We start from the raw sequence: 12178 nt of genomic DNA, 5'->3' as shown, positions 1-12178 counted from the left end.
ACTCCCTCGCGTTTGGATCGACTGCGGGGGCGGATCCGGCAAAAAGATCCGGATTAAAATATTTATTAATAGTTCGTCGCCCATGTTACCATAGGTAATACCATGCGATCCACACGGCAGGATATCCTCTCCTCCTTGAAAAAACTCAAAGGAGAAGTATCAAGGGAATATTCTGTTAAGACGATCGGCGTGTTTGGCTCAGTCGCCAGGAGTGAAGAGACCGAAGAAAGCGATATCGACCTCCTGGTCGAGTTCTCCCGCCCGGTGGGTTTTGTCACCTTTATGCGGCTTGAACATTTTCTTTCCGAGCGACTCGGAGCCCGGGTCGATCTCGTAACTTCGGATTCCTTAAAGCCGGTGATCCGGCAGGACGTGCTCGCTGAGGTCATCTATGTCTAAGCGAGAGATGAAACTCTATCTCACGGACATTGACGATGCGATCTCCGCGATCCAGTCCTATACGGACGGCATGACGTACGAGCACCTGCTCAGCGACCGGAGGACACGCGAGGCGATTATTCTCAATTTTGTGGTTATCGGGGAAGCGATAAAGAAACTCCCCCGGGACCTTGTTGACCAGTACCCTGATGTTCCCTGGAAAGAGTTCGCAGGAATGCGGGACAAGATGATCCACGGGTATTTTTCCATAAGCCCGACGATCCTGTGGGAGACCATCCGGCATGATCTGTCACCACTTGCGATTGCCGTGAAAAAATTGCTTCGTAAACCACCGGAAGGCACCTGATGGAATATTCGATTCTTATCCATAAGGCTGAAGAGGGCGGGTTCTGGTCTGAAGTGCCGGCCCTGCCCGGCTGCATCTCGCAGGGAGAGACGGTCGAAGAAACAATTGCGAATGCGAAAGAAGCAATCGAGCTCATGATCTCCTGCTTCAGGGAGGAGAACCGGGAGATCCCGGCTGAAGAGGAGTTCACCGTCCACAGGGTTTGTGTCAATACTGGTGCGGGATAATCCCCGGGCTCTCCTCATGTCAGTCTCGTGCTGGTTATCTGGCAGAGAATAACATCATCGCCATCCGGCGTGGCAAGGACAAGAGCGGGACGTTTCTTTGCGCTGCTCAGATCAGAGAAAGGAAACAAAACGACAATAACGTCGCCCTTTACAAATCCGCCCATGCCTCGTCTTCCTCGGGACGTAACCAGTCCTTCTTAAGGGAAGATTCGCTGGCAAGCGCGGTGTCACTGATTAATTTGCCGGCTTTCTTCTTTTTTTCCCGGATAAAATCAAGGATCTCACGATAGTGCTGGCGTGGCACCTGGTGTAATTCCCTGATGATCTGTTCCTCGACTTCCATGGGGTAGTCTCGTATTTTTGAGGGTTCTCTGATTAATCCTTTATGCGAGAAAGATAATCAGGTTTCCTGTTCCCTGAGGCAACGGCGTTTCCCCTCCACTTTCCTGCCCCGAAGTGAATCCCTTTAATTGCCGGAGCTGAGTGTATGAGCACACCAGCATGAAAAACATCATCATCAAGGGTGCCCGCCAGCACAACCTCAAAAATATCAATGTCGGGATCCCGCATGATAAGCTTGTCGTGATCACCGGGGTCTCCGGCTCTGGCAAATCAACGGTCGCGTTTGACACGCTCTATGCCGAAGGCCAGCGGAGGTATGTCGAGCCCCTCTCGTCCTATGCCCGCCAGTTCCTCGGCATGATGCAGAAGCCCGACGTGGATTCCATCGAGGGACTATCACCTGCCAGCGTCCTACGCTGAATATTCCCCTGTCTCTGTCAGCATTTTTTCAAAAGCCTCATCGAAATCCGGGACCACTTTCATCTGGTGTCCTAAAGAAATCTGCCACAAAGCTTTGAACTGCTCACGCTTTCCCGCAAGTAATGCCGTATCGACAGCGACACCTTTTGCATCACATTTCTGCAGAAGAATCGATTTCACAACCTGACGATCCACCCGGTCAGCCAGTTGGCCTATATCGTAGAGATCGCGTGAACGGGTTCTCTGGAAGAGCGAGCGAATCTTCTCCGCCAGAATTTCCTCAAGAGAATACGAAGTCACAGATATCGGGAACCCATCGGAATACGGATGGTAAACCTGGCGTTCGGTTACCGGCAGAAGGACACATTCCTCATCGGGGCTTGTCAAATCCAGATCAATCTTAACCGGGGATGCGGATCCCCGGTTCAGGATCCGGAATCGTACTGTTGCCTTGAAACCGGTCCGGGTCGCCCGTAATCCGGGGTCATCTTCGAAAAGAATGCCGCTCTCTTCGCGGGCCCGAACGATCGCATCGCCCACCGCTTGCAAAAATTGCATCGGCGCCGATCGGTTCAAGAAGAGTAAAATCGAGGTCATCTGAAAACCGGTAGTCTTCGATAAACACTTTCCGGATGCAGGTTCCCCCCTTGAATACCATGTTTACCGGGCGAAGCGTTGACAGGAGCCAGTTCTGTGCATAGTCCCGCTCGATCGTGGATGGTGGCACACCGGACTCACGGGCACGTTCCTTGATTTCGAGGGTCGGGATCATTCAGGCGACTCCGGCAGTACTGTCTCCTGGTTAATCACGAGCCGCCATTTCGGATCGTTCTTCCCTTTGGCCGGCATCGTGGGGTCCAGCAACAGGTATTTGTTCGACCGGGGAGGAGGGAGATTGACAGGCACGCCTGCTTTTTCGCACAGGTATCCAAGCCTTCGGACAACCGCGAAATTGTCGATCCTGACTGCGTATTCGCTGAGCTTGTCATGATCCAGTGAACCGTTCATGAGAGCTTTTGCTACCTCCGTGATACCCCCGGCATAGTGGGGCTTGTCAAGACAGTCGATGACCGTCTTTTCCTTGTCGGTGATGCTGATCGGAGTCTCCTCGACCCATTCCGTGCGGATGCCGAAGAACTTCTCCTCCTTCACCCGGACGATCTGATAGTTGACTCCGAAAATTTCGGGCTGGCTCTTCTTCTTGCGTGCAAGTGTCTGGACAAAGACGGTGGCGGGGATCTGTTCGGTGAGTCCATAGTGATGGAGGGCGCTCCAGTAGGAGATCGCGTACGGTTTTACAAGGTACGAAGCAATGACGAATTCGTGGAGCGTATATTTTCCTTTCTCGCTCCCGAGCGGGATGATCAGGTACTTGCCTTTCTCGATCCGCTCGATGAACCCTTTCTCTTCCATACGGGAGAGGATAACCCAGAGCATCTCTTTTTTGATGTGCGTCTTCTGGTACAGCTGAGCAAACGAAAAGACCTGGTTCTCTTTTGCCATGGACTTCAGGATCTCAATTGTCATTGGCATCTCCTTCCTGTTTCCCCCATAAGTACACCAACCTTAACATTTATGTTAATTTTGGTGTACGGGAGGGGGAATTCTGTAGGATTTGTCGGTAAATTTTTCCTTCACTTTCATGCCCCGAACCTCACCCCTATAAACACCGGAGCTAAACAGACTGAGCACATACTCATGAAAAACATCATCATCAAAGGTGCCCGCCAGCACAACCTGAAAAATATCAATGTCGAGATCCCGCGTGACAAGCTTGTCGTGATCACGGGCGTCTCCGGTTCCGGTAAATCAACGCTCGCGTTCGATACGCTCTACGCGGAAGGCCAGCGGCGGTACGTAGAGTCGCTCTCCTCCTATGCCCGCCAGTTCCTCGGCATGATGCAGAAACCCGATGTGGACAGCATCGAAGGGCTCTCGCCTGCCATCTCAATCGAGCAGAAGACCACGTCAAAGAACCCCCGCTCGACCGTGGGGACGACGACCGAGATCTACGATTACCTCCGCCTGCTCTTTGCCCGGATCGGAACGCCGTACTGCCCAGAGCACAATATCCCGATTGCCGCCCAGAGCCCGGAACGGATCGCCGACCAGATCGCTGCGGAGCACCCCGGCATGGTCACGGTCCTCGCGCCCATAGTCCGTCAGAAGAAAGGGACCTACCAGCAGCTCCTCAAAGACCTGAACAAGGAAGGCTACGCCCGGGTGCGGGTGAACAAAAAGATCATCCGCACCGACGAGGAGGTAACCCTGGACCGGTACAAGAAGCAGGACATCGAGATCGTGATCGACCGGCTCGAAACCCCAGACCGGGCCCGGCTTGCCGAAGCCGTCGAGAACACGCTCAAAAAGTCCGATGGGCTCGTGCTCGTGGCCGATGAGGAGGGAAAGGAATCGACCTACTCGTCGCTTTTGGCCTGCCCGGTCTGCGGCCTTGCCTTCGAGGAACTCCAGCCGAGGATGTTCTCGTTCAACAGCCCCTTTGGCGCCTGCGATGAGTGCCACGGCCTCGGGGTCAAGATGGAGTTCGACGCCGACCTCATCATCCCGGACAAGAACCGGTGCATCGCGGACGGTGCAGTGGCGCCGTACCGGAACCCCATGGACGGTTTCCGGGGCCAGTACCTCGCGACGGTCGCAAAGCATTTCGGCTTCTCGGCCCTCACCCCCATAAAAGACCTGACCGGGACCCAGTACAACGCCCTGATGTACGGTTCAGCCGAGAAGATGCACTTCTCGATGAGCACCAGAAACGGCGATGCACAATGGTCGCATAACGGCGAGTGGGAAGGGCTCCTCCCGCAGACCGCCCGGCTCTACGCCCAGACCCAGTCCGAGTGGCGGAAGCGCGAACTGGAGAGCTATATGCGGGTCTTCCCCTGCCCGGCCTGCAAGGGAAAGCGGCTCAAGGATAAGGTGCTCGCCGTCCGGGTCAGCGACAAATCGATCATCGATGTGACCGATCTCTCGGTCTCGGCCTGCCTTGCGTACTTCTCATCACTCAGGCTCACGGAGAAAGAGGAAGGGATCGCCCGGCAGATCATCAAGGAGATCCGGTCCCGGCTGCTCTTTCTGGAAAAGGTCGGCCTCGGGTACCTCACGCTTTCGCGGAATGCCGGGACGCTCTCGGGAGGCGAGGCGCAGCGGATCCGGCTCGCCACCCAGATCGGATCGAACCTGATGGGCGTGCTTTACGTGCTCGACGAGCCCTCCATCGGCCTCCACCAGCGGGACAACCGGAAACTCATCGAGACGCTCCGGACGCTCCGCGACATAGGAAACACCCTGATCGTGGTGGAGCACGACGAGGACATGATCCGCTCTGCCGACCACGTGATCGATATCGGGCCCGGGGCCGGGCTCCACGGCGGCAGGGTCATAGCGGAAGGCACCCCGCTGCAGATCGAGAAGAACAAGAAGTCCCTCACCGGCCAGTACCTTGCCGGTAAAAAGAAGATCGATGTGCCGTCAGAACGCCGGAAGGCAAAGAAGTACATCACGGTCAGGGGCTGCCGGGAGAACAACTTAAAAAACATCGATGTGAAGATCCCGATCGGCCTCTTTTCAGTCGTAACCGGCGTCTCCGGCTCGGGCAAGTCCACGCTCGTCTACGACACGCTCTACAAGGGCATGATGCAGAAGCTGTACGGCTCCCGGGAACAGGCCGGGGTGCACAAGGAGATCGTGTTCGATTCCGAGATCGATAAGGTGATCGTGATCGACCAGAGCCCGATCGGCCGCACGCCGCGCTCGAACCCGGCGACCTATACCAAGGTCTTCGACGAGATCCGGACGGTCTTTGCGGGGACAAAAGAGGCCAAGATGCGGGGCTACAAGGCAGGCCGGTTCTCGTTCAATCTCAAAGGCGGCCGCTGCGAGGCCTGCGAAGGCGACGGGCTGATCAAGATCGAGATGAACTTCCTGCCCGACGTCTATATAGAATGCGAGGAGTGCAAGGGCAGGCGCTACAACCGCGAGACGCTCGAAGTGAAATACAAGGGCAAATCGATCGCGGACGTGCTGGACATGAGCGTGGAGGAAGCGCTCGCGCTCTTCGAGAACATTCCCTCGATCCAGAGCAAGCTCGAGATGCTCTCACGGGTCGGTCTCGATTACGTCAAGCTCGGCCAGAGCGCGACCACGCTCTCGGGCGGCGAAGCGCAGAGGATCAAGCTCACCCGGGAACTTGCGAAGAGGGCGACCGGGAAAACGCTCTACCTGCTGGACGAGCCGACCACCGGGCTCCACTTCGACGACACGAAGAAACTGATCAAAGTGCTCGACGACCTCGTGGAGAAGGGCAACACCGTGGTCGTGATCGAGCACAACCTGGACGTGATCAAATCGGCCGATTACCTCATCGATATCGGACCCGAGGGCGGGGATGCCGGCGGCGAGATCGTGGCGACCGGGACACCGGAGAAGGTGGCGGTTGTACCGGGGAGCTATACCGGGCAGTTCCTGAAGCCGATACTCGTGGAAAAATCGTGATTGTTCATTTTTATATCTTTTTAAAAAAACGCTCCCGGGGGCTCCGATCAGCTCGTCCCGGAATTCGTTTACGAACTCTGCAACCGGTGCATGAATCCGTGCACAGTAGAAAACACGTACAAATGCGAGCGGGATTGCCGAAACGATCGTAAAATCATACAGGTTTTCCGGAGCACGCCCGGCCAGCTGAACCCGACCACGCGGAGGATTCTTGAAATTCTTGCCGCGTCCCCCGAGGTCTCAAGGAAGGATATCGCCGGGATCGTGGGCATTGCCGGCCCGTCGATCACGTGGCACACGAAGCGATTAAAAGGAGACGGGATTATTTCCACCAGCAAAACGGGAAGGGCTGTCCGCTATACCCTTTGTCCTGCCGGATTGAATGTGTTCAGGCAGTTTACCGGGGAGAGTGCCGGAGAACCATCCGGGAGCGCGGACAGCCGGGGATGAGCCGGGGAAGTAAAAGGGGGTTTTGACGTGTCACTCAAGGACTTTGCGCCTCACAGCCATCAGGAGCTAAGCCCCGCGTTAGTAAATACAGTGAAATTTTATGGAGCAAAACAAATTTTTTATGCCTTTTTAACCCGTTCCAGGAATGTTTCCCGTAATTTCCCGATTTGTTTTGCATCAAGACGATCAACGATCCCCCGGCATTTCACCAGAAACCGGGGAACCTGTTGTGTAAGGGTGTCTTCAAAATCACCAGAGACCTCGCTCATCGTGTAGTACTGGGTTTCTACGCGTGCTTCTCGCGCTTCTTCCAGCAACTCGCATTCTTCTCCGGTAAAAAAACCTGTGAGGATGTGGTGCATGATTTCGATTGTGCAAACGTGATTTTCGGATTTGATCCCGATTTTCATGAGTACTGAGTACAACGAGAAGTAGAGAGAGTAATATGCTGCTCTAAATCTTCCAGTCCCGGGAAGTAACCGAATGCATCGCATCCATCGCGTCTTTCAGATTTTTTATAGGTATGCTGATGCGAGATTTTCGTTTGGTTCGATAAGCGTAATCCCATTTTTCACGCCGGCACACCAGGCCAGTTTGTTCTTCATGAGATCACCGCACGGACAAATGCTTCCGCATTTTTCCACACAATATGGTGGTTTTTTGCTTCGATGAGAAGAGCGTCCTGTGGATCGATCCCCACGAAGACCTCTTCCGGGAAAATCCTGATATTGATTTCGATATTGTATTTTTTCCCGATTTGTTTAACTTCCTTCTCATTGTAATGCCCTGCAACAAGGAGATCGAGATCTGAATCCCCCGTGTCAGTACCTTTTGCATAGCTCCCGAAAAGCAGGGAAATCCCTTCGATGAATGGATGAATCTTGTTAAGGACTTCCGTGGCATATGGTTTGTCTTCCATGAATGAGATTTTTTTATACTGTTCTGCCAGGATAAAATACTGGATCGCCATCTCGCCCGGTTTGATCCGGAAGATCCGGGTTTTTCCACGGAGATTAGATGAAAGGACGAGTTTTTTTTCCAGTCGCTCAAGGATTGTCTGTGCAGTGCCGTGGCTGATCGGGAGGAGGGCGCTTATCTCCCGTATATAGTATTCGCGGCCGTATCCTTCAGTGAAGAGGGAAAGCACCCACAAGTCACTACCGGGGATGTCTAATTTTTTAGACATATGTCCAATTTTTTGGCGCTATAGATAATAGGTTTTTGGGAAATGGATTTTTAAAAAAAATGACCGGGTGCTGCATTGTTGCCGGGTATTTTTTTGTTTGGGGTTTGACTTCGTGGGATTCTAGACAGGCGGATTGGACGTGATCGTTTCGGATTTGCAGGATTAAGCGGGGGTAGATATCGGCTGGTTCAGTCTTGCGGCCGGGTTTACGGGGACCGGGGGATATGCCGGGTGGATGCTGTACCGGATGGTGAACGGGGAGGGCCCAGTCTACACAAATCTTGTTGAGCGGTCCTATTTGGAGATTTCCTGAACGATGAGAATTGGACAAATTTTTTTGGGATTTACTTGAGATCTGGTATGGATATTTTCCCAAAAAAATCCCAAAGTGCTTTTACTTTGGGGACTTTATGGGAAATTTCCCAAACTGACCCTAAATAAATAAACAGCAGAAAAATGAGGATTACTGATCCCGGTAATAATATCTCGCAGAGCGGCGATTGCATCGTACGTGATTTGGGGGTACTGCGCTCTGAGTTCTTTCATCAGGATACCCTTTAAAAAGCGGGTAGATACAACCGATCTTTTTTTCCTGGCATCGGGCGTTATTGAAGAGTGACCGTTATCCGCATTGTCCTTGAAAATTCCGGTGGCTGGTGAGATTTTCCCGGAAAAACCCGGGCGCCTTTGTCAACTACGACGTTTTACAGCCGGGGGGTAAGCGCCCGGGATTATTGTATTTATCCGGGTTGACGAACATAGGTCACCAGACACCGGATGAGGTATATGCCGGCGGGGCGGATAAATTTGTCGACTATAGTCTGCGATAAACACATCCCCCATTCTTGGCAACGATTCCTTTAGTGACATCAAAAAGAGAAGAGATCTTTGGCAAAATTATCCAAGAAGAGCGTAAAGCCAAAAAAATATCTCAAGAGAAACTTGCAAAACTCACCGGCCTCGATCGGACGTTCATCAGCCTGATTGAAAACGGCAAGCGAAGCCCAACCTTCTCCACGATTCTAAAAATCTGTTCAGCCCTTGAAATCGATCCTTCTGACCTCTTTTCAATTTACGAAAAGAAGGATCCGGATTACCACGTCACGAAAGGCGGGAAATACGGGAAGTAAATCCGATCCGCCCCGGATTTTCGAGGAGACGTGATCGGACGTTTTTTTCGGGAGTATTTTTTGTGCGGCACCTAAAAGGAAAACCCCGTTTAGTAGGGAACAACACAGAGCGCGGGGATCTTTTTAAAATGGGTGTCCCGGGTAATGATCTCCTTATCATTACAGAGTGCAATGGCAGCGATCACTTCATCGAAATCCCCGATCGGATTTCCCGCCAGGCACAATCCCGCGGCTATCCTGCCAAAGGCTTCATATACCGATTCATCCACCGGGATCACGATAAATAATTCCAGTATTGCCTGCACTTTGATCCGGTTTTTGTCGTTTGCGGACACAAACGCCCCCTTGTAGAGTTCAAGAGCAGTTATCCCGGTGGTAAAAAGCGCAATGCCCCGGTCTTCATAGGAGTGGTAACAGGAAAGAGCCCCGGGATCTCTTCTCATCAGGTCTACAATAAACGAGGTATCGGCAATGGGCATTGTTTAGAACCTTACGTTTCGCATCTTTGTTTTCCGCATCTCTTTTGAGACGTTCCCGATGCTCTCCGCGAGGTCGGTACAGTCGCCCAGTTCACCAAGCACATCGGATAATTTTCTCCTGACCGGGTAGTACCTGACGATTACTTCTGAGAAACTGGTAGTTTCGCCGTTCTTGAGACTTCTTAACCGCTCGTATGCTTCTTCCGTGATGCTGATGGTTTTGGTAGACATATGAAATTCTGTGTATGTATGTGTATTTAATTATGCGGATACAGGAAGCAGGGATAAAAAGCCCCGTTCCCTGATGCCCGGAAATCAAAGCCAATATAACAACCAATTGGCAAAAATACGCCGGTAAAAACCGTCCGATCCCCACCCCGGTTTTGTCCGGTGCTTGTACTGGCGGTGGCTCCCTTTTGTTGCAACAAGGTACCATCCATCGGCTCGTTATTCTTCCTTCATGAGTTTCCCGATCTGATCCTTAAGCACCGGCAGTTCCTCATGGATGCTGGTCCACAGAAGGTTCCAGTCTACCCGGAAATACCGGTGCGTAACAATGTCCCGGACACCGGCAAGACCGCTCCAGTCCACTTCCGGGTGGCGGGAAATGAGATCCTGGGGCAGGTTCTTTGATGCTTCGCCAATGATCTGGATATTGCGGAGAATGGCATCCTGTGTGCGTTGATCCTCCATAAACTGGTCAAAAGAATAACCGGCACAGAATGTTTCGATCTTTTCTATAGCCTGGAAAATATCGTATAGCAGGAGCGCAGCAGTACGTTTTTCAGGCATACACAACCTCATGCATTACCTGGTCGCGGATGAGCGGGTGGAGGCCGTCTGGTGTGACAAGGTCGATCCGGAGACTGAACTTTTGGGAAAGCATGTCTTTGAGGTGCACAAATGCCAGCATACCTATCGGCCGGGAGAATTCCACTACGAGGTCGAGATCGCTCTCGTCTGTCTGCGCTTTTTTTGCGTACGAGCCAAAGATCCCGATCCTTCTCACATGGTACTGCTCTTCGAGCTCGTGCCTCATGCCCCGCAGCTGCTCCAGTATCCCGGCGGTGTCCTGCATATGCTTACATGCAGATATGGGCATTTCCCCTATATGAGCGATATGGCAGGAAGAAGGGACGGGAGATAAGGATTTTTGCCGGGGGATATCCCTGCCAGGGGCAGCCGGCAAACCGTCTCTTACTGTTTCCCGCCCAGCATTCTGCCGATCAGGAATCCGGTAGATACCTGCGTTAGAACCATTATATCTGCCGTCGCGAACACGCCAAAGCGTGGACAGCCGGGGGGTTGTCCCGCAATCAAGAGGTCGGGCCCGCCCCACGTCAAATTGCGGCCGGGCCCGCCCGCAGGCATGAGATCATGTACTCATCGGATTATGAATCTTGTTCCCATGCCTCCGGGTGAAACAAAAATGTGCAGAGGTAAAGAACATGAAAACACTAAAAATTGGTGTCATGCTGCTGGCATTGTTGCTCGCAGCGATGATTATGGTACCGATGGCGAGTGCTGCCGATTCCGCAGCACAAGGAGATAATAGTGATCAAAAAATTGTCTCCTTATATCAGCCGATTCACAATGAAATCCAGAGCAATGTCTCCACGGCCATAAACGAAAGAATCACAACCCATGATCAATACTACAAAGACCTGTCTAGTAGCTTGGTAAAAAAGTATCAAACAAATCTAGATTCAATTATTGATATTCTTGAAACTAAAACGGGGCAACAACTTTCGGCAAAGCAACGGGACACGGTAAAACAGATCATAGTTGCAGAAGATCTGAATAAGGTCGTTCAAGAAAATCGTAAGAAAGAACTGGGAGTGAACGCCACCCAAATGCGCACACTACAAGTTCAACCAGATAACGTCCAAATGAAATCAAGTAATCTCCAACTTACCGCCCTTCCGGATTCACTCACCCTCATCCAAGTGGCTGTGGATGTAAACGGAGGCACCGGACGTGACGGGAATAATATTCCCTACACGGTAAATGGTGGAAATCAACTCTACAGTATAATCTACAACACCCATCCCGGGTCATATACGTACTATGAATGCCATTTTCGGGATGAAGATGTACCCGATTCTGCTTCAAGTGATGCCATATACGATCAGTATCGTTTAGCAGTTTACGGCACCATCGAAGATACTCAGAGTTTTATTGTCTATTCGAATGGGACTATCGAGTTTGGCAGCAACTGGGATAATGGCTATACCTACGGATATATTATCGGGCAGCATGGGAGTATTACTCGTCCGTTTGGATCGTCTACCCGGATATACCTAAGCAATGTATGGAATCATGCTATGGACATCTATGACAGAAATTCCAATATGGCGAAAATTACCTATTCCTACTAAAAATATTATTTATTTTTTGGACGGCAATGATGATTATGACGAGCAAAAATATGATTGCACAAACTGAAACAATCCTGAAATACTGCGTGCTTGGACTTCTCATAGTCTTTGCGCTGGCCACCTTGTTTGCCTTTGTCATCAACTGGGAAACCTGGTTCTTTGGGACAAAACTCGATGGCTTTCCAGCCGGGATCGCCCTTGGAGCAACGTGGCTTGCAGCAGCCCTGCTTGCAGCCGCATTGATTAAGTTCCCCCGGATGGACCCGTTACTCGGGGGATTGACGGCGGTCTATTTTGGATTCCTGTTTGTCA

At 51.9% G+C, this 12178-nt stretch carries 17 protein-coding genes and 2 pseudogenes; 9 read left to right on the top strand and 10 right to left on the bottom strand.

What is annotated here, in order from left to right; genetic code table 11:
- Positions 1-102 precede the first annotated feature (102 nt).
- From ACLQMU_RS03590 to ACLQMU_RS03580, 3 genes are read left to right on the top strand one after another with little or no spacing between them, the layout of a single operon-like run.
- On the top strand, positions 103-399 hold the full coding sequence (locus ACLQMU_RS03590; protein ID WP_424040163.1) for a nucleotidyltransferase family protein: 297 nt from the start codon (positions 103-105) through the stop codon (positions 397-399).
- Complete coding sequence (locus ACLQMU_RS03585; RefSeq protein WP_424040161.1) at positions 392-745, top strand: HepT-like ribonuclease domain-containing protein; 354 nt, start codon at positions 392-394, stop codon at positions 743-745. Before ACLQMU_RS03590 ends, ACLQMU_RS03585 begins: the two co-directional genes overlap by 8 nt.
- A complete protein-coding gene (locus tag ACLQMU_RS03580; protein WP_424040159.1) occupies positions 745-972 on the top strand; it encodes a type II toxin-antitoxin system HicB family antitoxin in 228 nt (75 codons plus the stop codon). Before ACLQMU_RS03585 ends, ACLQMU_RS03580 begins: the two co-directional genes overlap by 1 nt.
- A 14-nt stretch (positions 973-986) precedes the next feature.
- Here ACLQMU_RS03580 and ACLQMU_RS03575 read toward each other — a convergent pair whose 3' ends face one another.
- Positions 987-1136, bottom strand: a complete 150-nt coding sequence (locus ACLQMU_RS03575) for a hypothetical protein (protein ID WP_424040157.1) — start codon at positions 1134-1136, stop codon at positions 987-989.
- On the bottom strand, positions 1121-1315 hold the full coding sequence (locus ACLQMU_RS03570) for a hypothetical protein (RefSeq protein ID WP_424040155.1): 195 nt from the start codon (positions 1313-1315) through the stop codon (positions 1121-1123). Before ACLQMU_RS03570 ends, ACLQMU_RS03575 begins: the two co-directional genes overlap by 16 nt.
- Before the next feature lie 158 nt (positions 1316-1473).
- Here ACLQMU_RS03570 and ACLQMU_RS03565 point away from each other — a divergent pair.
- Positions 1474-1719: pseudogene (locus ACLQMU_RS03565) on the top strand (hypothetical protein); the annotation flags it as partial.
- 6 nt (positions 1720-1725) lie between these two features.
- Here ACLQMU_RS03565 and ACLQMU_RS03560 read toward each other — a convergent pair.
- Positions 1726-2392: pseudogene (locus ACLQMU_RS03560) on the bottom strand (nucleotidyl transferase AbiEii/AbiGii toxin family protein).
- Between the two features lie 110 nt (positions 2393-2502).
- Positions 2503-3261: a type IV toxin-antitoxin system AbiEi family antitoxin domain-containing protein gene (locus tag ACLQMU_RS03555; protein ID WP_422149246.1), complete on the bottom strand. Its 759-nt coding sequence runs from the start codon at positions 3259-3261 to the stop codon at positions 2503-2505.
- Positions 3262-3432: 171 nt separating this feature from the next.
- Between ACLQMU_RS03555 and uvrA the strand changes: the two genes are divergently transcribed.
- The gene (gene uvrA, locus ACLQMU_RS03550) at positions 3433-6243 is read left to right on the top strand and encodes an excinuclease ABC subunit UvrA (RefSeq protein ID WP_422149247.1); all 2811 of its coding nucleotides are present in this window, start codon (positions 3433-3435) and stop codon (positions 6241-6243) included.
- 90 nt (positions 6244-6333) lie between these two features.
- On the top strand, positions 6334-6693 hold the full coding sequence (locus ACLQMU_RS03545; RefSeq protein ID WP_424040152.1) for a winged helix-turn-helix transcriptional regulator: 360 nt from the start codon (positions 6334-6336) through the stop codon (positions 6691-6693).
- A 119-nt stretch (positions 6694-6812) separates the two neighbouring features.
- Here the strand turns inward: ACLQMU_RS03545 and ACLQMU_RS03540 are convergent, their stop codons facing one another.
- A complete protein-coding gene (locus ACLQMU_RS03540) occupies positions 6813-7055 on the bottom strand; it encodes a hypothetical protein (RefSeq protein WP_424040150.1) in 243 nt (80 codons plus the stop codon).
- Positions 7056-7294: 239 nt separating this feature from the next.
- Positions 7295-7879, bottom strand: coding sequence for a nucleotidyltransferase domain-containing protein (locus ACLQMU_RS03535; protein WP_443673548.1), 585 nt, complete (start codon positions 7877-7879; stop codon positions 7295-7297).
- An 845-nt stretch (positions 7880-8724) separates the two neighbouring features.
- On the opposite strand from ACLQMU_RS03535, the gene ACLQMU_RS03530 reads away from it, so the two are divergent.
- Positions 8725-9009 carry a helix-turn-helix domain-containing protein gene (locus ACLQMU_RS03530; protein ID WP_424040026.1) on the top strand — a complete coding sequence of 95 codons (285 nt, stop codon included), beginning with the start codon at positions 8725-8727 and terminating at the stop codon, positions 9007-9009.
- An 89-nt stretch (positions 9010-9098) separates the two neighbouring features.
- Here the strand turns inward: ACLQMU_RS03530 and ACLQMU_RS03525 are convergent, their stop codons facing one another.
- From ACLQMU_RS03525 to ACLQMU_RS03510, 4 genes are all read right to left on the bottom strand, one after another.
- A complete protein-coding gene (locus tag ACLQMU_RS03525; RefSeq protein ID WP_443673547.1) occupies positions 9099-9488 on the bottom strand; it encodes a type II toxin-antitoxin system VapC family toxin in 390 nt (129 codons plus the stop codon).
- A gap of 3 nt (positions 9489-9491) precedes the next feature.
- Complete coding sequence (locus ACLQMU_RS03520) at positions 9492-9719, bottom strand: antitoxin VapB family protein (protein ID WP_424040030.1); 228 nt, start codon at positions 9717-9719, stop codon at positions 9492-9494.
- Between the two features lie 216 nt (positions 9720-9935).
- Positions 9936-10280, bottom strand: coding sequence for a HepT-like ribonuclease domain-containing protein (locus ACLQMU_RS03515; RefSeq protein WP_424040031.1), 345 nt, complete (start codon positions 10278-10280; stop codon positions 9936-9938).
- Positions 10273-10566, bottom strand: a complete 294-nt coding sequence (locus ACLQMU_RS03510) for a nucleotidyltransferase family protein (RefSeq protein ID WP_424040033.1) — start codon at positions 10564-10566, stop codon at positions 10273-10275. Before ACLQMU_RS03510 ends, ACLQMU_RS03515 begins: the two co-directional genes overlap by 8 nt.
- A 370-nt stretch (positions 10567-10936) precedes the next feature.
- On the opposite strand from ACLQMU_RS03510, the gene ACLQMU_RS03505 reads away from it, so the two are divergent.
- Together ACLQMU_RS03505 and ACLQMU_RS03500 are read left to right on the top strand one after the other, a co-directional pair.
- A complete protein-coding gene (locus ACLQMU_RS03505) occupies positions 10937-11866 on the top strand; it encodes a hypothetical protein (RefSeq protein WP_424040034.1) in 930 nt (309 codons plus the stop codon).
- A gap of 35 nt (positions 11867-11901) precedes the next feature.
- On the top strand, positions 11902-12178 hold a 277-nt coding region (locus ACLQMU_RS03500), incomplete at its 3' end, for a hypothetical protein (RefSeq protein WP_443673546.1).

The organism is Methanoregula sp., from assembly GCF_052325125.1.
In the GTDB taxonomy this organism is placed as follows: Archaea; Halobacteriota; Methanomicrobia; order Methanomicrobiales; family Methanospirillaceae; genus Methanoregula.
This window is presented reverse-complemented; position numbering and strand designations above follow the sequence as displayed.